The organism is Ramlibacter sp. MAHUQ-53, from assembly GCF_052600055.1.
On the sequence record NZ_JBQWTS010000013.1, the window covers coordinates 40277 to 64279 of the forward strand.

The following is a 24003-nucleotide window of genomic DNA, read 5'->3' on the forward strand; positions in this document are numbered from 1 at the left end:
CCCGGTTCAGGTGGCCGCGAGGCGGAAGACCGAGACCACGCCGACCAGGTTGCGGGCCTGCGACTGCAGGCTGTCGGAGGCGGCGGCGCTTTCCTCGACGAGTGCGGCGTTCTGCTGGGTGGTGGTGTCCATCTGGTTGACGGCCTCGCCGATCTGGGCGACGCCGGCGCTCTGCTCGGTGGAGGCGCGCGAGATGCTGGCCATGAGGTCGGACACGCGCTGGATGGCGTCGACGACTTCGCCCATGGTGGTGCCGGCCTGGTCGACCAGGGCGCTGCCTTCGCCCACGCGCTCGACGCTGGTGGTGATGAGGTCCTTGATCTGCTTGGCGGCCTCGGCGCTGCGCTGGGCGAGGGTTCGCACCTCGCCGGCGACGACGGCGAAGCCGCGGCCCTGCTCGCCGGCGCGGGCGGCCTCGACGGCGGCGTTGAGGGCCAGGATGTTGGTCTGGAAGGCGATGCCGTCGATGACGGAGATGATGTCGGCGATCTGGCGCGAGGAGTCGTTGATGCCCTTCATGGTCTCGACGACCTGTCGCACGACCTCGCCGCCGCGCTGGGCGACGCCGGAGGCCTCGCTGGCCAGGCGCGAGCCCTGCTGGGCGTTGGCGGCGTTCTGTTCGACGGTGGAGGCCAGCTCCTTCATGGAGGCGGAGGTCTGCTCCAGGGCGCTGGCCTGTTCCTCGGTGCGGCTGGACAGGTCGGTGGTGCCCTGGGAGATCTGGGCGCTGGCGGTGGCCACGCCTTCGGCGCCGGAGCGCACGTTGTGGACGATGGCCGCGAGGCTGTCCTGCATGCGCTTGAGGGCGGCCATGAGGCTGGCGGAGTCGCCGTTGCGCAGGGTGATGGGGGCGCTGAGGTCGCCGTCGGCGACGCGGCGGGCCAGGGCGGCGGCCTCGGCGGGCTCGGCGCCGAGCTGGCGCGTGATGCCGCGCACGATCCACACGCCCAGCACCGCAGCCATCGCGATGGCCAGGACCAGCATGGCCAGCAGCCAGCGCTGCGCCTGCGCGTAGGTGTCGCGCGCGGTGGCGGCGGCTGCCTTGGAGCCTTTCTCGTTGACCGCGGCGACCGTGCGCAGGTCGACGATCATGGCGTCGAAGGCGGCGCGCGACTCGCCGTCGTACAAGGCCCTCGCGGCATCGCCGGCGCCGTCGCGCGAAAGCGCCAGCAGCTTGTCCTGCGCCGCGAGGTAGCGGGCGCGGTCACGGGCGTAGGCCTCGAAGCCGGCGCGTTCCTCGCCCGGCGCGGCGATGTCGTCGTAGGCCTTGTCCTTCTTCAGGAAGTCGGCGTTGAAGCCGGCCAGGCGCTTTTCGATGTCGGCCTTCTGCGCGGGCGTGGCCGCCATCACGTGGTCGGCCTCGGTGCGGCGGATGCGGTTGGCGGCGGTGCGCAGGTCGTTGACCGCGTTGATGCGCGGGAGCCAGCGTGCGTCGGTCTCCGCCGCGCTGGCGCTCACGCGCGACAGCCGCTCGGCGCCGAGGCCGCCCACCCCCAGGGTCAGCCCCAGCATCAGGGTGAAGGCCAGGCCCAGGCGCTGGCCGAGTGTCATGGCGTTGCTTCGCATGGCGTGCTACCCGGCGGGTGTCAGAAGCTGTTCCACTCGTCGTGGGTGCCGGTCGCGGCCGGGGCAGCGGCCGGCACCGCGGCGGGGGCCGGGCGCGGCTTGAAGCTCGGGCGCACCACGTTGCCGGCCGGGGCCTTGGCCGGGGCGGCGGTGGGCGCCGTCACGGCGGGAGCCGGGGCGCGCGAGGCGGTGCCCAGCTTGAACACGGCGACCGTCTCCACCAGCTGGCCGGCCTGCGAGCGCAGGCTGTCGGAGGCGGCGGCGCTTTCCTCGACGAGTGCGGCGTTCTGCTGGGTGGTGGTGTCCATCTGGTTGACGGCCTCGCCGATCTGGGCGACGCCGGCGCTCTGCTCGGTGGAGGCGCGCGAGATGCTGGCCATGAGGTCGGACACGCGCTGGATGGCGTCGACGACCTCGCCCATGGTGGTGCCGGCCTGGTCGACCAGGGCGCTGCCTTCGCCCACGCGCTCGACGCTGGTGGTGATGAGGTCCTTGATCTGCTTGGCGGCCTCGGCGCTGCGCTGGGCGAGGGTGCGCACCTCGCCGGCGACGACGGCGAAGCCGCGGCCCTGCTCGCCGGCGCGGGCGGCCTCGACGGCGGCGTTGAGGGCCAGGATGTTGGTCTGGAAGGCGATGCCGTCGATGACGGAGATGATGTCGGCGATCTGGCGCGAGGAGTCGTTGATGCCCTTCATGGTCTCGACGACCTGTCGCACGACCTCGCCGCCGCGCTGGGCGACGCCGGAGGCGTCGCTGGCCAGGCGCGAGCCCTGCTGGGCGTTGGAGGCGTTCTGTTCGACGGTGGAGGCCAGCTCCTTCATGGAGGCGGAGGTCTGCTCCAGGGCGCTGGCCTGTTCCTCGGTGCGGCTGGACAGGTCGGTGGTGCCCTGGGAGATCTGGGCGCTGGCGGTGGCCACGCCTTCGGCGCCGGAGCGCACGTTGTGGACGATGGCCGCGAGGCTGTCCTGCATGCGCTTGAGGGCGGCCATGAGGCTGGCGGAGTCGCCGTTGCGCAGGGTGATGGGGGCGCTGAGGTCGCCGTCGGCGACGCGGCGGGCCAGGGCGGCGGCCTCGGCGGGCTCGGCGCCAAGCTGGCGCGTGATGCTGCGCACGATCCACACGCCCAGCACTGCGGCCACGGCCATGGCCAGGACGATCATGGCCACGCTCCACACGATGGCGGAGCGGTAGGCCGCGGCGGCCGCGGCGACGGCTGCGTCCGAGGCCTTGTCATTGACCTCTACGAGCCTGCCGATCTCGCCGACCAGGGCGTTGAAGGCGGCGCGCGAGTCGCCGCGGAACAGGGCCTTGGCCTCGGCGAGGGTCTTGTCGCCACCGCGCGACACCGCGATGACCTTGGGCTGGATCTCGAAGTAGGTCGCGGTCTGCTTGCGCAGGGCCTCGTAGGCCTCGCGCTCGGCGGGCGACGCCACCAGGCGGTCGTAATCGCGCAGCTTGGTCTCGTAGGAGGCCTTGAGGTCGGCCAGGCGCTTCTCGAGCCCGTCCATCTCGGGGAGGTCGCTGGACAGGAGATGGTCGGCTTCCACCCGGCGAATCTGGTTCGCGTTGGCTCGCAGGTCGCCCAGCGCCTTGATGCTGGGTAGCGAGTTGGTGCCGATCTCGACGGTGCCGGCATTGACCTGGGCGAGGCGGCTGATCGCGAAGCCGCCGACCAGCATGGTCAGCATCACCATCGCGAGGAAGGCCAGCCCCAGCCGGGTGCGGAGTTTCATGGTCTGGGTGTTCATGGGCGCAAGGACAGGAAGGTGGTCAAGGGGGCTGCGGGACGTTGCAGCTCCGGGGAGCTCCACCTTAGGTCCTGGCCGGCGCCGGCCAAGCGCCGAAAACCGGCAGGAAACCGGCCTTATCCGCGATCGGTCTGCGCCTCGGCCGACGGCAGCAGCTCGGCGATGCGCTGGCACAGCTCGTCGATGCCGGCCGGCTTGTCGAACAGGCAGTTCACGCCGGCCTCGGCCGCGCCGGCTCGCAGGTCGGCGCTGAGGTGGCCGGAGGCCACGATCACCGGCAGGCCGGGCCGCAGGCGGCGCGCGGCGCGGGTGAGGTCCAGGCCCGACATCTCGGGCATGTTGTAGTCGGTGATCAGCAGGTCGATGTCGTCGGCGTTCGCCTCGATGAAGGCCAGCGCGCGGGGGCTGCTGTCGAAGCCGCTGACGCGGAACCCCTGGCCCTCCAGGACCGCGGTGACCATGGCCACCATGGCCTCATAGTCGTCCACATACACCACGTGGCGGCCGCTCCCTTCGGGCGCTGCCGCCTCGGGCCGAGGTGCGGGTGCGGGTGCGGGTGCGGGGGCCGTCTCCGGCGGCAGGGGGACCGGCGCCGGCGCCAGGCGCGAGGGCGGCAGGCGCACGGACTCCGGGTCGAACCGCCCGTCCGCCGGCGGCGCGATGGGCAGCAGGATCTCGAAGCGGCAGCCCTTGCCGGGCGCGCTGGTCACCGAGATGCGCCCCTGGTGCGCCTCGACGATGCCCTGGACGACGGACAGGCCCAGGCCGGTGCCCTCGCCGTCGGGCTTGGTCGTGAAGAACGGCTCGAAGACGCGGGCCTGGGTGGCCGCGTCCATGCCGTTGCCGTTGTCCTCGAACACCAGGCGCACCCAGGGCGCGTCCGGCTCGCGCTCGATCGCCACGTCGATGCGGCCGGTGCGCTGGCCCATGGCCTGCCAGGCGTTGGTGCCGAGGTTCATCACCACCTGGTGCAGCTGCGTCGCGTCGGCGCGCACCGGGGCATGGGTGTCCTCGCCGCGCAGCGAGATCGTCACGCCCGAGGGCAGGGTGGCGCGCAGCAGGTCCACCGCCTCGCGCAGCACCGGCCCCAGCGGCTGGCGCACGAAGACCGCGGGCTGCTTGCGGCTGAAGGTCATGATGCGCTTGACCAGCTCGCGCGCGCGAAAGCCCGCGCTGTTGATTTCCTTGAGGTAGTGCGCGGTCATCGCGGCCTCGCCCAGGTGGCCCTGCGCGAGCCGGGCGTTGCCCAGGATGGCGGCGATCACGTTGTTGAAGTCGTGCGCGATGCCGCCGGCGATGCTGCCCAGCGCCTCCATCTTCTGCGACTGCCGCAGCTGGTTCACCAGGGCCGCCTGCGCCGCCTGCGCCAGGTGGCGCTCGGTCACGTCGTGCAGGATCACGCTGCTGCGGTGGCGGCCGCCGCTGTCCATCCAGGCGCTGAAGGCGGCCTCCAGGTGCACGGTGGTGCCGTCCGGCCGGGCCACGGTGAACTGGCCGCGTGCCTGGCCGGCGAAGCGGCATTCCTCCAGCGCCAGGTCCAGCGCGTTCTCCTCGCTGCGCAGCACCTCCAGGCCCCGCTCGAGGACCTGCGCCTCCGTCAGCCCCAGCAGGCGGCAGGCGGCCGGGTTGACGCGGCCGACCTCGCCCACGTCGTCGCCCAGGAGCAGGCCGTCCAGGTTGTTCTCGAACAGCAGCCGGTAGGACTCCTCGCTGTCACGCAGCTTGGCCTCGGCCGCCAGGCGCGCGGTGATGTCCCGCAGCACCACGGAATACAGGGGCTGGCCATCGATCTCGATGGTGGAGATGGAGGCGTCGGCCGGGAACTCCTGGCCGTCCGCGCGCAGCGCCCAGATATGGCCGCCGCGGCCCATCGAGCGGGGCGTGGCATGCGTGTGGGAGAACTGCTGCATGTGCCGCGGGTGGGCGGAGCGGAAACGCCGGGGCAGCAGGAGGCCCACGGGCTGGCCCAGGGTGTCGACCGGGTCGCGGCGGAACATGTCGGCCGCCGCAGCGTTGAACACCACGATGCGCTGATTCGAGTCGACGGTGATGATGGCGTCCATCGCCGACTCGATGATGCCGGCCAGCCGCTGTTCGCTGGCGCGCAGGCGAGCCTGCGCCCGGTCGTGGCGGGCGATGGCGAGGGCCAGCGCGGCGCCGCCGGCGAGCAGCAGCGCGGTCACGGCCAGGGCCGTCCACCGGTAGCGGGCATTGCGGTCCGCCACCGACTGCATGACGCCGGCAAAGGAGGTCCCCACCATCGCGGTCAGGCCATAGTTCTCGATGGATCGCCAGCTGTAGAAGCGGCGCACGCCGTCCACCGGGCTGTCGGCGACGGCGTGGCCGATGGCCTGGTTCGCGACCTCCTTGCGCAGCGGGGCGTTGCCCTGCGTGTCGCCGAGCCTGTCGCCGAAGCTGTAGTCGGAGCCGGTACGCCGCGCGCGGCTGCGGCCGTCGCTTCCGAGCAGCACGATCACGTCGCTGTCGCCCAGCGGCGCCTTCTGGAAGAACTCGAGGAAGGCGCGGGGGTCGAGGCGCGCGTAGACCACGCCGATGAAGTTGCCCTGCCGGTCCAGCAGCGACCGCGAGAGGGTGGTCACCCAGCCCTCGCCGGTGACATCCCGCTCGGGCACCTGGACATAGGCCTGCCAGGGGTCGCCGCTGCGGTGGTGGGCGCGCAGGCGCTCGGTCCAGCCGGTGGGCAGCTGGCCGTCGTCCCCGGCGCGGCGGCCGCGGTCGTCCGCCAGCCCGATGCGCAGGCCCCGCTGGGCCAGGTGGCGCGGCACCCCGGCCTCGCCGGCCAGCATGCGCTCGACGAGCTCGCGGTCGTCGGACAGCGTCAGCAGCGCCTCGTCCAGCGTGCGCAGCACCAGGTGCACCTGCTGCTCGTGCGCCAGGGCCAGGCGGTCGTTGCGCTCGGCCTCGTCGATGCGGGCCTCCGCCATTTCATGGGCGCCGCGGTCCAGCGTGAACCACCACATGGCGCCCAGGGCCAGGCAGACCACGGCCGCCAGCGCCGTCAGCCTGGAGGCCAGGGTCTGGGGGTGGAGGGTGGGCAGCAGGCGGGAAGCGATCATGGGCAGGTGGCGGACGGGTGTCCGCAGACTGAAGCATAGGCATGCCGAAAGCTTCCGTGGGCCCGAACAGAGGGCAAATGACCGCCTTTTTACGCACGGCTTGAGGATTCGCAGGCGCGGAGTGAATCCAAAAGAATTCATGGCCGCCGGATGCGGGGGCGGCCGGCCGGCGGGCCTGCGGAGGCGTTCCTAGAATGTCGGGCCCCCACCCAGAACCAAGAGCCGTATGACCCAGGGATTGATCCGCATCCGCGGCGCCAGGCAACATAACCTCAAGAACCTCGACCTCGACCTGCGCACCGGCGAGCTGACCGTGGTCACCGGCCCCAGCGGCTCGGGCAAGTCGAGCCTGGTGTTCGACACGCTCTACGCCGAAGGCCAGCGCCGCTACGTGGAGACCTTCTCCGCCTACGCCCGCCAGTTCCTGGACCGCATGGACAAGCCCGCGGTCGACCGGGTGGAGGGCGTGCCGCCCGCCATCGCCATCGACCAGACCAACCCGGTGCGCTCCTCGCGCTCCACGGTCGGCACGATGACGGAGCTGAACGACCACCTCAAGCTGCTGTTCGCCCGCGCCGCGCAGTTGTTCGACCGCCAGACCGCGCAGCCGGTGCGGCACGACACGCCGGACACCATCTACGCAGACCTGCTGGCCCGCACGAAGGAAGCCGACCCGCGCCTGGTCGTGACCTTCCCGGTCGAACTGCCCGCCTCCACCACCGCCGAGGAAGTGGAGCAGTGGTTGGCCGCCAGCGGCTTCACCCGGGTGCATGCCGAGCGCGAGGTGGCCACGGTCACCGGCCCGCGCAAGGTGCTCGACGTGGTGGCCGACCGCTTCCGGCTCCAGGGCACGGAGCGGATCCGCGCGATCGAGGCGATCGAGGTCGCCCTCAAGCGCGGCGCGGGCCGGCTCACGGTCTACGCCCAGGTCGGCGAAGAGGCCTGGGAAGCGTGGCGGTTCTCCACCGGCCTGCACTGCCCGGACAGCGACATCCGCTACGCCGACCCGATCCCCTCCATGTTCTCGTTCAACAGCGCGGTGGGCGCCTGCGAGGCCTGCCGCGGCTTCGGCCGCGTCATCGGCGTGGACTGGGGCCTGGTGATCCCCAACGAGAAGCTCACGCTGCGCGCCGGCGCGATCAAGCCGATCCAGACCCCGGCCTGGGCCGAGTGCCAGGACGACCTGATGCGCCATGCCGAGACCGCCGGCATCCCGCGCGACACCCCCTGGTACAAGCTCACCCCCGAGCAGAAGGCCTGGGTGCTCGATGGCACGCCCGGCTTCAAGGAGGGGCAGTGGAACAAGCAGTGGTACGGCATCAAGCGCTTCTTCCAGTACCTGGAAAGCAAGGCGTACAAGATGCACATTCGGGTGCTGCTGTCCAAGTACCGCAGCTACACGCCCTGCGAGACCTGCGGCGGCGCGCGCCTCAAGACCGAGCCGCTGCTGTGGCGCCTGGGCTCCAGGGAAGATGCCGACGCGGTGCTCGCCCCCGCCAAGCGCTTCCAGCCGGTGGGCACCGGCTGGAGCCGCGAGCAGCTGGAGGCGCTGCCGGGCCTGTCGCTGCATGACCTGATGCTGCTGCCGATCGACCGGCTGCGGACCTTCTTCGACCGCGTCGCCCTGCCCGCGGGCGAGGACGCGCAGGCGCTCAAGCTGCTGTTCGAGGAAATCACCCACCGCCTGAAGTACCTGGTGGACGTGGGCATCGGCTACCTCACGCTGGACCGCCAGAGCCGCACCCTCTCGGGCGGCGAGGTGCAGCGGATCAACCTCACCACTGCGCTGGGCACCTCGCTGGTGAACACGCTGTTCGTGCTCGACGAGCCCAGCATCGGCCTGCACCCGCGCGACATCCACCGCATCACCGAGGCCATGAAGCGCCTGCGCGATGCCGGCAACACCCTGGTGGTGGTGGAACATGACCCGGCGGTGATGCTCGCCGCCGACCGCATGATCGACATGGGCCCCGCGCCCGGCGAGAAGGGCGGCCAGATCGTCTTCGACGGCACCACCGACCAGCTTCGCCATGCCGACACCCTCACCGGCGCCTACCTCGGCGGCCGCCGCCAGGTCGGCATGGGCTTCAAGCGCGCGGTGACGGATTCCACGCCGCGCCTGGTGCTCGAAGGCGCACGGGAGCACAACCTCCAGGACCTGTCCATCGAGTTCCCGCTGCAGCGCCTGGTGTGCGTCACCGGCGTCTCGGGCTCGGGCAAGTCCACCCTGATCCAGGACATCCTCGCACCCGCGCTGCTGCGGCAGTTCGGCAAGGCCACCGAGTCGGCCGGCCGGCACGACCGCCTGCTCGGCGCCGACCACCTCGGTGACGTGGTGTTCGTGGACCAGTCCCCCATCGGCAAGACCGCGCGCTCCAACCCGGTCAGCTATGTCGGCGCCTGGGACGCGATCCGCGAGATCTTCGCCACCGCGCCGCTCTCGCGGCAGCGGGGCTACACCGGCGCGAAGTTCAGCTTCAACAGCGGCGACGGCCGCTGCCCCACCTGCGGCGGCTCCGGCTTCGAGCATGTGGAGATGCAGTTCCTCTCCGACGTCTACCTGCGCTGCCCCGACTGCGACGGCAAGCGCTACCGGCCGGAGATCCTGGAGGTCACCATCGAGCGCCAGGCCGTGGGCGAGCTGCGCCCCCGCACGCTCAACGTGGCCGACGTGCTGGAACTCACCGTCAGCGAGGCGGCGCAGCTCTTTGCCAATGACCGCGACGTGATCCGCGCCCTGCAGCCCATCGTCGACGTGGGCCTGGAGTACGTGAAGCTGGGCCAGCCCGTGCCCACGCTCTCGGGCGGCGAGTCGCAGCGCCTGAAGCTCGCCGGCTTCCTGGCCGAGGCGGCCGGCCGCCGCAGCCACCAGCCCCTGGCCACCAAGGGCACGCTGTTCCTGTTCGACGAGCCCACCACCGGCCTGCACTTCGATGACATCGCCAAGCTGATGCGGGCGCTGCGCAAGCTGCTGGAGGCGGGCCACTCGCTGGTGGTGATCGAGCACAACCTGGACGTGATCCGGGCCAGCGACTGGCTGATCGACCTCGGCCCCGAGGGCGGCGACGCCGGCGGCCTGCTGGTGGCCGAGGGCCCGCCCGAGGAGGTGAAGAACCACCCCACCTCGCACACCGCCCAGGCCCTGCGCGAGTACGACCATGCGCTGGGCGCCGGCCCGCAGAAGGCCGAGGAGGGCCGCCCGCTGCAGGCGGTGGTGAAGGCTCGCCGCACCGAGGCGATCGAGATCGTCAACGCGCGGGAGCACAACCTGAAGTCGATGACGGTCAGCATCCCGCACAACAAGTTCAGCGTGGTCACCGGCGTCTCGGGCTCGGGCAAGTCGACCCTGGCCTTCGACATCCTGTTCAACGAGGGCCAGCGCCGCTACCTCGAGTCGCTCAACGCCTACGCCCGCAGCATCGTGCAGCCGGCCGGCCGGCCCGAGGTGGACGCGGTCTACGGCATCCCGCCCACGGTGGCCATCGAGCAGCGGCTCTCGCGCGGCGGCCGCAAGTCCACGGTGGGCACCACCACCGAGGTCTGGCACTTCCTGCGCCTGCTGTACGTGAAGCTCGGTATCCAGCATTGCGTGAAGGACGGCGCCGAGGTGCGCCCGCAGACGCCGGACAGCATCGCCGCCCAGCTCCTGACCCGCTACCGCGGCCAGCACATCGGCCTGCTCGCGCCCCTGGTGGTGAACCGCAAGGGCGTCTACACCGAGCTGGCCGAGTGGGGCCGCGCGCGCGGCTACACCCACCTGCGGGTGGACGGCAACTTCCTGCCCACCACCGGCTTCCCGCGCATCGACCGCTTCAAGGAGCACACCATCGAGCTGCCGGTGGCGGACTTCACCGTCACGCCGGAGGTCGAGCCGCAGCTGCGCGAGGCGCTGGCCGCGGCCCTGGAGCATGGCAAGGGCGTGCTGCACGTGCTGGCCCCGCTGGACGGCCTGCGCGAGGCCTTCGAGATGGGCCTGGGCAACCACCACCACATCGGGAAGGTGGAGGTGTTCTCGGCCCGCCGCGCCTGCCCGGTGTGCAGCACCTCCTACCCGGAGCTGGACCCGCGCCTGTTCTCCTACAACAGCAAGCATGGCTGGTGCCCCGACTGCGTGGGCACCGGCGTGCGCCTGACCAAGGAGCAGCGCCGCGCCTACGACGAGACCCTGCAGGCCGAGGACAACAAGGGCCGCGAGCAGACCTTCGCCGAGCCCGAGGTCGAGGACGTGAGCGACGAGACCTGCCCCACCTGCGCCGGCACCCGCCTCAATGCGCAGGCCCGCAGCGTGAAGTTCAACGGCATCGGCATCGCCGAGATCGCGGCCCTGTCGGTGATCGACGTGCGCCAGTGGGTCGAGGGCCTGCAGGCCGGCAACGCGCTCTCCACCCGCGAGCAGGGCATCGCCCGCGACCTGATCCCCGAGATCCGCAGCCGGCTCGAATTCCTGGAGGAGGTGGGCCTGGGCTACCTGACCCTGGACCGCGGCGCGCCCACGCTCTCGGGCGGCGAGGCCCAGCGCATTCGCCTGGCGGCGCAACTGGGCTCCAACCTGCAGGGCGTGTGCTACGTGCTGGACGAGCCCACCATCGGCCTGCATGCCCGCGACAACCAGATCCTGCTGAACGCCCTGCACAAGCTGGGCGACAAGGGCAACACCCTGGTGGTGGTGGAGCACGACGAGGACACCATCCGCCGCGCCGACCACATCATCGACATCGGCCCCAGCGCCGGCAAGCGCGGCGGCCGCGTGGTGGCCCAGGGCTCGGCCTCGGAGGTCACCTCCAACCCCGACTCGCTCACCGGCCGCTACCTGCTGCACGCGATGAAGCACCCGCTCAAGCCGCGGCGCGGCCCGGGCGAGCGCCACCTGCAGCTGCGGGGCGCGGACCTCCACAACCTGCAGGGTGTCGATGTGGACGTGCCGCTGCAGCGCCTGGTCGCCGTCACCGGCGTCTCGGGCTCGGGCAAGTCCACCCTGGCGCGCGACGTGCTCCTGCACAACGTGCAGCAGGCCGTGCAGCTTCGCAGCACCAAGGCCGGCCGCGAGGCCGACGACCGCGGCGAGCGCCCGGGCTGGCTGGACTGCCGCTCGCTCGACGGCTACCAGGGGGTGGACCGCGTGCTGGAGGTGGACCAGACCCCCATCGGCAAGACGCCGCGCTCCTGCCCCGCCACCTACATCGGCTTCTGGGACACCATCCGCAAGCTGTTCGCCGATACGCTGGAGGCGCGCGCCCGCGGCTACGGCCCCGGCCGCTTCTCCTTCAACACCGGCGAGGGCCGCTGCCCCACCTGCGAGGGCCAGGGCATGCGCACCATCGCCATGAGCTTCCTGCCCGACGTGAAGGTGCCGTGCGAGTCCTGCCGCGGCGCCCGCTTCAACCCCGAGACCCTGGCGGTCACCTGGCGCGGCAAGAGCATCGGCGACGTGCTGCAGATGGAGGTGGACGAGGCGGTGGAATTCTTCGCCTCCATGCCCTCCATCAGCCACCCGCTGCAGCTGCTCAAGGACGTGGGCCTGGGCTACCTCACGCTGGGCCAGCCCTCGCCCACGCTCTCGGGCGGCGAGGCGCAGCGGATCAAGCTGGTCACCGAACTGAGCAAGGTGCGTGACGACGTCACCCGCCGCGGCCAGAAGGCGCCGCACACGCTCTACGTGCTGGACGAGCCCACCGTGGGCCTGCACATGGCCGATGTGGAGAAGCTGATTCGCGTGCTGCACCGGCTGGTGGACGGCGGCCACAGCGTGGTGGTGATCGAGCACGACCTCGACGTCATCGCCGAGGCCGACTGGATCGTCGACCTCGGGCCCGAGGGCGGCACCGGCGGCGGACGCGTGGTGGCCAGCGCGCCGCCCGAGGAGGTGGTGCGCCTGGGCACGCACACCGGCCTGGCGCTGGCGCCGGTGCTGGCGCGGGCCTGAGCGTTCGGCGAACCGGGGGAGGGCTTCAGGGCTGCCGCAGCAGCCCGAGCTTCTCCACCAGCGCCTTCTCGGTGGCGAAGGTCTCCTGCGCGAACCGGGCATAGGCCGCCGGGCCCATGTACATCGGCACCATGTCGTAGCGGGTCAGCGCCTGCACGTAGCTGGGCTCCTCCATCGCCTTGCGGAAGGCGTCGTGCAGCTTCGCCACCACCTCGGGCGGCGTGCCGCGCGGGGCGCCGATGCCGAAGGGCGAGTTCTGCACGATGTCCAGGCCCAGCTCGCGCAGCGTGGGCGCGTCGGGGAATTTCTCGAGGCGCTTCTCGCCCCAGGTGTTGAGGACCCGCAGCTTGCCCGCCGCCACCAGCGAGGCGAAGCCGGTGGAGTCGGCGGCGGCCATGAGGTGGCCGCCCGCCAGCGCCTGCATCAGGTCGGCGCTGCCCTTGTATGGCACGTGATTGAGCTGCAGCCCGAGGCGCTGCGCGATCAGCTCGGTGGTCAGGTGCGGGCTGGTCAGCGTGCCGGTGGAGCCGTAGGACAGCTTGCCGGGGTTGGCGCGGGCGTAGGCCACGAAGTCGGCCCAGGTGCGGATCGGCCCGTCGGCCGGCACCACGATGCCGAAGGCGTAGCCGGTGAGGTTCAGGATGTAGCTGATGTCCTTGACCGGGTCCCAGGTGATGCGGGTGGTGTAGGGCAGGCGGAAGACCCCCAGCGGGATCTGCGCCAGCAGGTAGCCGTCGGCCGGCGCCGTCTGCAGGGCCTGGGCCGGCAGGGTGCCGCCGGCGCCCGGCTTGTTCTCCACGATCACCGGCTGGCCCAGCACCTTGCCGGCGTTGTCGGCCAGCTGGCGCATGGTGATGTCGGTGGGGCCGCCGGCGGGGAAGGCGATCTGCAGCTTGACCGGCCGGCTCGGGAAGTTGTCGGACTGCGCGCGCGCGGGCAGGGCGCTCAGGGTGGGAAGGGCCGCCGCGGCAGCGGCCCCTTGGACGATCAGGCGTCGGCGCATCGGTGTCTCCAGGAGGTCCGGACCCTCGCATTGGAGGGTCGGCCCCCCGGGGGAACAATCCGGGAACACCCGGACGGCGCGGCCTGCCCCGGCGCGGCGATCAGCCTTGCAGCGCCAGGCCCGCGTGCTCGCGCAGCGGGTGGAAGTGGATCTTGGGGAAGCGCTCCTGGGCCAGGCGCACGTCGTAGGGCGAAGTGCACAGGAAGGCCAGGGCGTCCGCCGCGTCCAGCGCCATGCGCTGCGGGTAGGCGTCGCAGAAGGCGCGCAGCTCCTGGGGCGTGTCGGCGGTGATCCAGCGCGCGCCGGTGTACTGGCAGCCCTCGAGGCGGATGTCGGCGTCGTATTCGGCCTTCAGGCGGTGCTGCACCACTTCGAACTGCAGCTGGCCCACGGCCCCCAGCAGCATGGCGCCGCCGGCCTGCGGGCGGAACACCTGGATCGCGCCTTCCTCGCCGAGCTGGGCCAGGCCCTGCTGCAGCTGCTTGGTGCGCAGCGGGTTGCGAAGCAGCACCGTCATGAACATCTCCGGCGCGAAGAACGGCAGGCCGGTGAACTGCAGGTTGGCGCCATCGGTGATGGTGTCGCCGAGCTGCACGCCGCCATGGGTGGTGAAGCCGATGATGTCGCCGGCGTAGGCTTCATCGACCGCCTCGCGGCGCTGCGAGAGGAAGGTCACCACCGAGGTCGGGCGCAGCTCCTTGCCGGTGCGTTGCACCTTGAGCTTCATGCCCGGCGTGTACTTGCCCGAGGCCATGCGCACGAAGGCGATGCGGTCGCGGTGGTTGGCGTCCATGTTGGCCTGCACCTTGAACACCACGCCGGCGAAACCGGGGTCGTCGGGCTGGATGGTCTTCTCGACCAGCTGCTTGTTCACCACCAGCGAGCTCTTGCGGGGCTGCGGCGCAGGGGCGAGGTCGACCAGGGCGTCGAGCACCTCCATCACGCCGAAGTTGTTCACGCCGGAGCCGAAGAACACGGGCGTCTGCTTGCCGTCGAGGAAGGCGGGGTGGTCCCAGGCGGGCGAGGCGCCCACGGCCAGCTCCATGCTGTCGGCGGCGGCGGTGTACTCGTCGCCGAAGCGGGCCTGCAGGGTGGCGGCGTCATCCAGCGGAATCGTCTCGAAGTCCTGCGGGCGGCGCTCGCTGCCGGACTCGAACACCGTCATGGCATTCGTGCGCAGGTTCATGATGCCGCCGAACAGCTTGCCCTTGCCCACCGGCCAGGTCATGGGCACGCAGGGCATGCCCAGCTCGCGCTCCACCTCGTCGAGGATGTCCAGGGGCTCGCGCACCTCGCGGTCCATCTTGTTGACGAAGGTGATGATGGGGGTGTTGCGCTGGCGGCAGACCTCGATCAGGCGGCGCGTCTGCGCCTCCACGCCGTTGGCCGCGTCGATCACCATCAGGGCGGCGTCGACCGCGGTCAGCACGCGGTAGGTGTCCTCGGAGAAGTCCTTGTGGCCGGGGGTGTCCAGCAGGTTGATCACGTGGTCGCGATACAGCATCTGCATCACCGAGGAGGCCACCGAGATGCCGCGCTGCTTCTCGATCTCCATCCAGTCGGAGGTGGCGTGGCGCGAGGCCTTGCGCGCCTTCACGCTGCCGGCGATCTGGATCGCGCCGGAGAACAGCAGCAGCTTTTCCGTCAGCGTGGTCTTGCCCGCGTCGGGGTGGGAGATGATGGCGAAGGTGCGGCGACGCCGGGTCTCGGCGGCAAACGGTGAGGCGGACACAGGGAAGAAACTCCGTCGGGACGGCAGGTTGCCAGGAGACTGCAGGGCGCCTGCAGCCGAACCCCCGATTGTCGCCGATGCCCTGGCCGGCGCCCATCCCGCCGGGCCGCCGGCGCGGGGCGGCCGCGCCGGGAGTCCCGCCTCAGCCCCGCCTGAGCCAGGGCGTGAGGACCTGCCCGAGTTCGGCCGGGGTCGCCACGGCCAGCTGGTCGAACCCGCACGCGTGCGCCGGCTTGTCCAGGCGCCAGCCCTTGAAGGCGGTGGCGTCGCGGAAGCGCCTGCCGGTCAGGTGCTCGTAGCTGACCTCGCACACCCGCTCGGGCCGCAGCGGCTCCCAGCGCAGGGCCTTGCCCACATGCCAGGCGCCCTGGTTCTCCGGGGTCTGCACCTGGTCGCGCCAGGGGTGGCCCTCCAGCGCGTTCTCGCGCAGGGGCGCCAGTTCGGCCACCAGCGCGCGCCGCATGTCCACGGTGAAGGTGGCGGCGGTGCCCACGGGCTGCAGTACGCCGGCTTCGTCGTACAGCCCCAGCAGCAGGGAGCCGACGGCCTCCTGGCGGTCGGTGTGCCAGTGGAAGCCGGCGACCACGCAATCGGCGGTATGGGCGTGCTTGACCTTGAGCTGCGTCCGCTTGGCCGGCTGGTAGGGCGCGTCGGCCGGCTTGGCCATGACGCCGTCGAGGCCGGCGCCCTGGAAGCGCGCCAGCCAGTCCTGGGCCACCGCCCGGTCCGCGGTCTGGGGGGTGAGGTGCAGGGGGGACTTGGCGGCGGCCAGCAGGCGCTCGAGTCGGGCGCGCCGGTCCTGCAGGGGCAGGGCCATGGTGCTGCGGCCGCCGGCGGCCAGCAGGTCGAAAGCGACGAAGGCGGAGGGCGCCTTGCGGGCCAGGAACCCGATCAGGGACTCGGACATCTGGATCCGCTTCTGCAGCGACTCGGCGTCCAGCCCCTGCGGGCCGGAGACGACGATCTCGCCGTCCAGGATGCAGCCCTTGGGGAGCTGCTCGGACAGCGCCTTCTCCAGCTCGGGGAAGTAGCGGTTCAGGGGCTTGAGGTCGCGGCCCTGGATCACCACGCCCGCGGGCGTGCGGAACACCAGGGCGCGCAGGCCGTCCCATTTGGGCTCGAAGAGGAAGCCGTCGCCCTCGGGCAGGGCGGGGGCCACCTTGGCCAGCATGGGGTCGATCGGGGAGGCGGGCATGTTCACTGCGGTCATGCCCCGCTTTTACCACTGGCCCGGGGCGGCCCGCACCGGGGCGCCGCACTATAGTCCCGTCATGCGCCTGATCCCCGCCCTCCTCCTGGCGGCCGCCACGGCCGCCAGCGCCCAGTCCGCCCCTCGTTCCGGCGAGGCCATCGTCCGCGACGCCTGCATGGCCTGCCACGGCGAGGGGTTGCTCAAGGCCCCCCGGCTGGGGGACCGCAAGGCCTGGGCACCCCTGATCCGGGAGGGCCAGCCGGCCCTGACCGCCACCGCCTGGACCGGCATCCGCCAGATGCCCCCCAAGGGCGGCCGCGCCGACCTGAGCCTCGAGGAACTCGCCCGGGCGGTCGCCTACATGGCCCGCCAGGGCGGCGGCAACTGGCCCGACCCCGACGCCGCCACGCTGGCGCGGATCGAGGCGGCGGTGAAAAAACGCGAGGCGCGCGGGGCCAAGCCCTGACACGCTAAAATCGGGGCTTCATCCGAGGAGCGTTGCAGCACGTCCCGTGCGAGGCTCGGATTCCATCTCTTGCAACGACGCTCACCCACGCTGTCCGTGCGGTGAGGCCTCCTCCCCCGGCTGGCGTGGCCTTCAGTTGAACCTGACTTGGAGCCACCCATGAACGCCATCCTCAAGCCCGCAGCCACGACCGACTGCGCCATCGCCGACCTGTCCCTGGCCGACTGGGGCCGCAAGGAAATCCGCATCGCCGAGACCGAGATGCCCGGCCTGATGGCCATCCGCGAGGAGTTCGCGGCCAAGCAGCCCCTCAAGGGCGCGCGCATCACCGGCTCGCTGCACATGACGATCCAGACGGCGGTGCTGATCGAGACGCTGCAGGCGCTGGGCGCCGACGTGCGCTGGGCCTCGTGCAACATCTTCTCCACCCAGGACCATGCCGCCGCGGCCATCGTCGCCAACGGCACGCCGGTGTTCGCCATCAAGGGCGAGTCCCTCGAGGACTACTGGGACTACACCCACCGCATCTTCGAGTTCGGCCCCAAGGGCTCGGCCACCGAAGGCCCCAACATGATCCTGGACGACGGCGGCGACGCCACCATGCTCATGCACCTGGGCAAGCGCGCAGAGAGGGACCCGAGCGTCCTGACCAACCCCGGCAGCGAGGAAGAGCGCATCCTGTTCGCGTCCATCAAGGCCAAGCTGGCCGTCGATCCCACCTGGTACAGCCGCAAGAGCGCGCAGATCCTGGGCGTGACCGAGGAGACCACCACCGGCGTGCACCGCCTGAAGGAAATGTCGGCCAAGGGCACGCTGATGTTCCGCGCCATCAACGTCAACGACTCCGTCACCAAGAGCAAGTTCGACAACCTGTACGGTTGCCGCGAATCGCTGGTGGACGGCATCAAGCGCGCCACCGACGTGATGATCGCCGGCAAGGTGGCCCTGGTGGCCGGCTATGGCGACGTGGGCAAGGGCTCGGCCCAGGCCCTGCGCGCCCTCTCGGCCCAGGTCTGGGTGACCGAGATCGACCCGATCAATGCCCTGCAGGCCGCCATGGAAGGCTTCCGCGTGGTGACCATGGACTGGGCCGCCGACAAGGCCGACATCTTCGTGACCGCCACCGGCAACAAGTCGGTCATCACCTACGAGCACATGGCGAAGATGAAGGACCAGGCCATCGTCTGCAACATCGGCCACTTCGACAACGAGATCGACGTTGCGACCCTCGAGGCCAAGTGCCAGTGGGAGGAGATCAAGCCGCAGGTGGACCACGTGATCTTCGAGGACGGCAAGCGCATCATCCTGCTGGCCAAGGGCCGCCTGGTGAACCTGGGCTGCGCCACCGGCCACCCGAGCTTCGTGATGTCCTCCTCCTTCGCCAACCAGACGATCGCGCAGATCGAGCTGTTCTCGCACCCCGAGGGCTACGACGTGGGCAAGGTCTACACCCTGCCCAAGCACCTGGACGAGAAGGTCGCCCGCCTGCACCTGAAGAAGATCGGCGCGCAGCTCACCGAGCTGAGCGACGAGCAGGCCGACTACATCGGCGTGCCCAAGCAGGGCCCGTACAAGCCGGACACCTACCGCTACTGATCGCGCAGGCAGCGGCATGCGCGCCGACCAGTTGCTCGTGGACCGCGGGCTGGCCACCAGCCGCTCGCAGGCGCAGCGGCTGATCGCCTCGGGCATGCGCTGGCTCTCGCGCGAGGGCTGGAAGCCTGTCGCCAAGAACGGCGAGGAGCTGCCCGCCGGGTGCGAGATCGAGCTGGCCGACGACGCCGAGGTGCGCTATGTCTCGCGCGGCGGCCTCAAGCTCGCCGGCGCGCTGCGCGCCAGCGGCCTCGACGTGGCGGGCCGCGTGTGCCTGGACGTGGGCCAGTCCACCGGCGGTTTCACCGACTGCCTGCTGCAGCAGGGCGCGGCCCGCGTGGTGGGCGTGGACGTGGGCCACGGCCAGCTGCACCCGCGCATCCGCGGCGACGCGCGCGTCGCCTGCCTGGAGCGTATCAATGCGCGCCACCTCGTGGCGGCGGACCTGCCCGAGGCGGCCTACGGCTTCATCACCGGCGACCTGTCGTTCATCTCGCTCACGCTGGTGCTGCCGGCGCTGGCGCCGCTGCTGGCCGAGGGCGGTGACCTGCTGATGCTGGCCAAGCCGCAGTTCGAGCTGCAGCCGGGGCAGGTGGGCAAGGGCGGCATCGTGCGCGATGCGTCGCTGTACGCCGAGGTGGAGCGCAGGCTGCGCGTGTGCTGCGAGTCGCTGGGGCTGCGCGTGGCGGGCTGGTTCGACAGCCCGATCGCCGGCGGTGACGGCAACCGCGAGTTCTTCATCCACGCCCGCCAGGGCGGTTGACCCTCGATTCCCCGATTGTTCGAATTGCGAGAAGGAGAAGCCGATGCTTCCCATCAGCCTTGAGTTCTTTCCCCCCAAGACGCCCGAGGGCGCGGCCAAGCTGCGCGCCGCGCGCCAGGCCCTGTACGCGCTGAAGCCGGAGTTCTGCTCCGTCACCTTCGGCGCGGGCGGCTCGACGCAGGAGGGCACGCTGGCGGCCGTCACCGAGATCATGGGCGAGGGCGTGCCCGCCGCGCCCCACCTCTCGTGCATCGGCCAGACGCGGGCCAGCATCCGCGAGCGCCTGGCGGCCTACCGCGCGGCCGGCGTGCAGCGCATCGTCGCCCTGCGCGGCGACCTGCCCTCGGGCTACGGCATGGGCGGCGAGTTCCGCTATGCCAGCGACCTGGTGGCCTTCATCCGAGAGGAGACGGGCGACCACTTCCACCTCGAGGTGGCGGCCTACCCGGAGGTGCATCCGCAGGCGAAGTCGCCGCAGTCGGACCTGGAGGCCTTCGCGGCCAAGGTGAAGGCCGGCGCGAACTCGGGCATCACGCAGTACTTCTTCAACAGCGACGCCTACTTCCGCTATGTCGACGACCTGTACAAGCTGGGGGTCGACGTGCCGATCGTGCCGGGCATCATGCCCATCACCAGCTCCACGCAGCTGATGCGGTTCTCCGATGCCTGCGGCGCCGAGATCCCACGCTGGATCCGGCTGCGCCTGCAAAGCTACGGTGACGACACGGCCTCGATCAAGGCCTTCGGGCTCGACGTGGTGGCCGGCCTGTGCGAGCAGCTCACGGTGGCCGGCGTGCCCGGCCTGCACTTCTACACGATGAACCAGTCGGCGGCGGTGCTGGCGATCTGCGGCGCGCTGGGGGACTGACCGCCTCCGCCGGGGAGCGCCTCAGGACAGGGGGCCCCAGCCGGAACCGCGCGCGGGCGGGCCCGGGCGCAAGGGATCGGACAGGGGCGCGAGCGGCGCTGGCTGCGACAGGAAGGCCTTGTAGCGCCCGCTGCGATTGAGCTTCATGTAGATGCGGTGAAGGTGTGTCTTCACCGTGGTGTCGCTGATCGCGAGCTGGCGGCCGATCTCCTTGTTGCTCAGGCCGTCCCCTGCGAGGGTCAGGATCTCCTCTTCCCGCGCGGTGAGCCGGTTCTCGCCGCCGGTGGCCGTGGGGGCGGCCGCATGCGGTGTGCTCAGGCACTGGTGCAGGGTGCGATAGAGCAGTTCATGGTCGTACCAGGCGCCGTCGGCCTGCACGGCGGCCAGGGCCTGGGCCACGTCGTCCGGATCCGGGATGCCTTCCAGGATGCCCGCGGCGCCGCCGCGGATGGCGCCGATCACCAGGTCCTGCGTGGCGACTTCGGCGGCGAGCAGCACGCGGGTGCCCGGGCTCACGCGCCGCAGCTGGCGCAGCGTGCGCTCCACGAGCTCCCCCTCGGGGATCTCGGCGATGGCGATGTCGGGCCGCAGGTGGGAGGCATCGTCCAGCAGGCGCGCCAGGTCGCACGACGCGCACACGAAGGATTCACTGCGGGCGATGGATTCCAGCACGCGGCAGATCTCGCGTCCGCGGGCCGGGTCGTTGTAGGCGATGAGAACGGCGATATCCACGAGTACCTCTCTGGCATGAATCAGGTGCGAGCAAGGGATGGGAACCTAACGATTTAAAACATTTGTGAAAATGACAATGATCGAGATCAATGCTTTTTAGGTTAAGCCGCGCCTGAAGGCAAAAAATCAAGCCGAAAAGAACACTTTGGCTGTACTCCAAGCGGTGTATTGCTGCACCCGCACATGTAGGCGCATCGTTCGCTCCCCGGACCTGTTGTTACAAATTCGGCGTTAAGGGGTCACCCTAAGACGCCTAGGCGACAACGCTGCGACGTGGTCTGGCGGGCGATGCGGCCGGCCCCTGATTGGCTGCGACACGAGAAGAGGGACAGCCATGGCCACGATCATTGCCGTCGACGAAAGCTCCGGCACGCAGAACGCAACGCAAGGTGGTGTCACCAGTTACGACACCACCGCCCAGATTCCGGACCGATTTGCACAGTTGTTGAGCCAGGAGGCGCCTGGGGGCGGTACCCCGACCTCCACCGCGCTCTATGGCGCGACCACGGCCAACACCACCGGGACCGCCATCACCACGTTCACCGGCGCCGTGAGCGACATCGGCTTCGTGGCCGACGACAGCACCCCCTACGACGGCGATCCCACCGGGTTGCTCACGCTCACCGGGGAGGCGGTCCTCCTCTACACCTCCACCTTCGACAACAACGCCATCATCGGCAAGACGGCTAGCGGCACCATCGTCTTCATCGCCTTCCTCGATACCGGGGTCAACAGCACGGACGGTACCGACGTGGGCGCCACGTCGGCCAAGCTGTGGCTGCAGCAGTACGAGCCGCTGAAGCACCCTGACGGGACCGATGCGAACGACGTGGTGCAGCTTGCCGACGCGCTGAACATCGCGGTCGACACGACGACCAACTTCTCCCTCGCGGGCGCGCCGGCCGGCCAGAACCTGTTCCTGATGTTCGGTGATGGCTCGCCGTCCACAGAGGAAGTGGCCATCGTCGTGACCGGCAGGAGCCCGGCGACCACAGGAAGCCTGTCGAGCGGTGACACGGTCAACACGGGCAATGCCGGTGGCACCACCACCATCGGCACCAACAACCAGATGATCGATCCGGGTGAAGGCATGTACTTCACCTTCGTCAAGGGCCCGACCACGACCTACACGGTTCCCAACCTCGACCAGAATGAGGCGGACGTCGCGGCCAACATCCAGTTCAACGAGTACTACCAGGTCGACGCGGCCACGTTCACCGTGGTCCAGTTGCAGCCGCCGAAGGGGGCCACGCTCCTGCTGACCGCGAAACTCAATGGTGACAACACGGAAAAGGGGGCGAGTTTCATCCCGGGTTACGGGAACGACGACACGATCAATATCTCGAGCGTCACCATCACCCGCGGTACGCTCGTGATCAACTTCTCGGAAGGTGGCGCCACCTCCTCCAATGGCATCACGGCGGACTTCTCGGGCAGCACGCTGAAGCTCACCGGCGTGGAAGCAGGCGACGTGGTCCGGTACACGACGGCTTCCCTCCATGACCGCCTCCTGGTCGAAAACCTCGGCAACGCCAACGGTAACCTCGACGCTTCCTTCGACATCGGCGCGTTCTCCATCGACACGGGCTCGTTCGCGACCCGGGAGCTGGGCGTCCTGGCCTTCGTCGACGACGCGCCCACCGCCTCCATCGAGCGCACGCTCAATGGCATCACCCTCGACGAGTCGCAGGGGCTGGATGGCAGCGACGGCAACGCCGAGGACGACGACTCGCTGCCGGTGGCCGACCCGTTCACGGGCGCCTACGGCGACCCGATCGGCGCCGTCGTTGGCGTGGACCTGGTGACGGCGACCACCTCCACGGGCGCTGACTCCGAGAATGCGCCGCCCGCGGCGATGAGCCTGTCCATCGTCGGCGGCTCGGGTGCGTCGTCCGGCCTGGTCACTGCCGCGGGTGTCGGCATCAACCTTTACCTGGAGGCCAACGGCACGGTCACTGGCCGCACGACCAGCGCTGCGGGCCCGGTGATCTTCGCGATCAGGATTGACGCCGACGGCCTGGTCGATGTCGCGCAGTACGCGGCGCTGGGCCACCCGGACGACGCGGACCCCGACGATGCGGTGGACCTCAGCGGCAAGCTCGATGCGGTCATCACGCAGCAGGATGGTGATGATGACGTCGCAACGCAGAGCGTGGGCATCGGCGATGCGATCGTGTTCGAGGACGACGGCCCGTCGGTCTCGGCCAACGGCAACGTGCAGCTCGACGACGATGCATTGACGGGCGGCAACCCCGGCGGCACGGGTGACGACGCCAACGCGACGAACACGAGCGGCACGCTGGGCCATGACTTCGGCGAGGACGGTGCCGGCACGGTGGCCTGGCTGACCACGGGAGCGCCCACGGGCTTCACGTACGAGGCCGATGGGACCAGCCTGCTGGTCAAGCAGGGCGGCACGACGGTGCTGACGCTCACGCTGAACCCGGCGACGGGCGCCTATGGCGTGACGCAGAACGCGCCGATCGCGCATGCGGCGGGTGACGACGAGAACAACGTGTCGTTCACGGTGAACTACCGTGTCACGGACGATGACGACGACACGGCCGATGGCACGCTGGTGATCAACGTGGACGACGACACGCCCGAGGCGGCGATCGAGCGCACGGCCAACTCGGTGGTGCTGGACGAGTCGGCGGGCGTGGACGCGGGTGATGCGAACGCGGAAGACGACGACCCGCCGTTCACCAACCCCTTCCCGGTGGGCTACGGCACGGCGATCGGGCTGGCGCTGGACGTGGACCTGGTGGACACGGACTCGTCGGTGGGGGCGGACATTCCTGGCACGACCGAGGTGACGCTGGAGATCGTGGGAGGCGAGGGGGCCGACTCGGGCCTGGTCACCACGGCGGGCGCGGCGATCACGCTGTGGCTGGAGAGCGACGGCACGGTCACGGGCCGCACGGGTGGCGAGACCGGGACGGTGGTGTTCGCGATCCGCATCAATGCCAGTGGGCAGGTGAGCGTGGCGCAGTACGCGACGCTGGGCCACCCGGACGACGCGGACCATGACGACGCGGTGAACCTGGACGGCAAGCTCAACGCGGTGATCACGGTGGTCGACGAGGACGATGACGAGGCCTCGGACAGCGTGGGCATCGGCGAGGCGATCGTGTTCGAGGACGACGGCCCGTCGGTGGCGGCCAACGGCGACGTGCAGCTCGATGACGATGCATTGACGGGTGGCAACCCCGACGGCACGGGTGACGACGCCAACGCGACGAACACGAGCGGCACGCTGGGCCATGACTTCGGCGAGGACGGTGCCGGCACGGTGGCCTGGCTGACCACGGGAGCGCCCACGGGCTTCACGTACGAGGCC

Annotated in this window: 13 protein-coding genes and 1 riboswitch; of the genes, 6 read left to right on the top strand and 7 right to left on the bottom strand. The window is 70.5% G+C overall.

The genetic code is table 11. From position 1 onward, the window contains the following. Positions 1 to 6 precede the first annotated feature (6 nt). The 3 genes from ACT80S_RS17280 to ACT80S_RS17290 all read right to left on the bottom strand — a co-directional run bounded on the left by ACT80S_RS17280 (position 7) and on the right by ACT80S_RS17290 (position 6391). On the bottom strand, positions 7 to 1551 hold the full coding sequence (locus tag ACT80S_RS17280) for a methyl-accepting chemotaxis protein (RefSeq protein ID WP_377418127.1): 1545 nt from the start codon (positions 1549 to 1551) through the stop codon (positions 7 to 9). Between the two features lie 35 nt (positions 1552 to 1586). Next, entirely contained in the window at positions 1587 to 3299 is a 1713-nt protein-coding gene (locus tag ACT80S_RS17285; RefSeq protein ID WP_377418129.1) for a methyl-accepting chemotaxis protein, read from the bottom strand. Positions 3300 to 3430: 131 nt separating this feature from the next. Continuing rightward, the gene (locus ACT80S_RS17290; protein ID WP_377418131.1) at positions 3431 to 6391 is read right to left on the bottom strand and encodes a PAS domain S-box protein; all 2961 of its coding nucleotides are present in this window, start codon (positions 6389 to 6391) and stop codon (positions 3431 to 3433) included. A gap of 226 nt (positions 6392 to 6617) precedes the next feature. On the opposite strand from ACT80S_RS17290, the gene uvrA reads away from it, so the two are divergent. Next, complete coding sequence (uvrA, locus tag ACT80S_RS17295; protein ID WP_377418133.1) at positions 6618 to 12314, top strand: excinuclease ABC subunit UvrA; 5697 nt, start codon at positions 6618 to 6620, stop codon at positions 12312 to 12314. Between the two features lie 25 nt (positions 12315 to 12339). Here the strand turns inward: uvrA and ACT80S_RS17300 are convergent, their stop codons facing one another. The 3 genes from ACT80S_RS17300 to ACT80S_RS17310 all read right to left on the bottom strand — a co-directional run bounded on the left by ACT80S_RS17300 (position 12340) and on the right by ACT80S_RS17310 (position 16259). Beyond that, a complete protein-coding gene (locus ACT80S_RS17300) occupies positions 12340 to 13317 on the bottom strand; it encodes a tripartite tricarboxylate transporter substrate binding protein (protein ID WP_377418135.1) in 978 nt (325 codons plus the stop codon). A 100-nt stretch (positions 13318 to 13417) separates the two neighbouring features. Next, entirely contained in the window at positions 13418 to 15049 is a 1632-nt protein-coding gene (locus ACT80S_RS17305; RefSeq protein WP_377418137.1) for a peptide chain release factor 3, read from the bottom strand. Positions 15050 to 15191: 142 nt separating this feature from the next. Further along, complete coding sequence (locus tag ACT80S_RS17310; protein WP_377418139.1) at positions 15192 to 16259, bottom strand: ATP-dependent DNA ligase; 1068 nt, start codon at positions 16257 to 16259, stop codon at positions 15192 to 15194. A 61-nt stretch (positions 16260 to 16320) separates the two neighbouring features. Between ACT80S_RS17310 and ACT80S_RS17315 the strand changes: the two genes are divergently transcribed. The 4 genes from ACT80S_RS17315 to metF all read left to right on the top strand — a co-directional run bounded on the left by ACT80S_RS17315 (position 16321) and on the right by metF (position 19931). Next, a complete protein-coding gene (locus ACT80S_RS17315; RefSeq protein WP_377418141.1) occupies positions 16321 to 16707 on the top strand; it encodes a c-type cytochrome in 387 nt (128 codons plus the stop codon). A gap of 18 nt (positions 16708 to 16725) precedes the next feature. Continuing rightward, a riboswitch (S-adenosyl-L-homocysteine riboswitch) is annotated at positions 16726 to 16797 on the top strand. 69 nt (positions 16798 to 16866) lie between these two features. Beyond that, the gene (ahcY, locus tag ACT80S_RS17320) at positions 16867 to 18303 is read left to right on the top strand and encodes an adenosylhomocysteinase (RefSeq protein ID WP_377418143.1); all 1437 of its coding nucleotides are present in this window, start codon (positions 16867 to 16869) and stop codon (positions 18301 to 18303) included. Positions 18304 to 18319: 16 nt separating this feature from the next. Continuing rightward, a complete protein-coding gene (locus ACT80S_RS17325) occupies positions 18320 to 19063 on the top strand; it encodes a TlyA family RNA methyltransferase (RefSeq protein WP_377418145.1) in 744 nt (247 codons plus the stop codon). A 43-nt stretch (positions 19064 to 19106) separates the two neighbouring features. Next, on the top strand, positions 19107 to 19931 hold the full coding sequence (gene metF / locus ACT80S_RS17330; RefSeq protein ID WP_377418147.1) for a methylenetetrahydrofolate reductase [NAD(P)H]: 825 nt from the start codon (positions 19107 to 19109) through the stop codon (positions 19929 to 19931). Between the two features lie 21 nt (positions 19932 to 19952). Here the strand turns inward: metF and ACT80S_RS17335 are convergent, their stop codons facing one another. Then, a complete protein-coding gene (locus ACT80S_RS17335; protein WP_377418149.1) occupies positions 19953 to 20663 on the bottom strand; it encodes a response regulator transcription factor in 711 nt (236 codons plus the stop codon). A gap of 334 nt (positions 20664 to 20997) precedes the next feature. On the opposite strand from ACT80S_RS17335, the gene ACT80S_RS17340 reads away from it, so the two are divergent. Next, positions 20998 to 24003 (top strand): beta strand repeat-containing protein (locus tag ACT80S_RS17340; RefSeq protein ID WP_377418151.1); only part of this gene is annotated, 3006 nt, incomplete at its 3' end.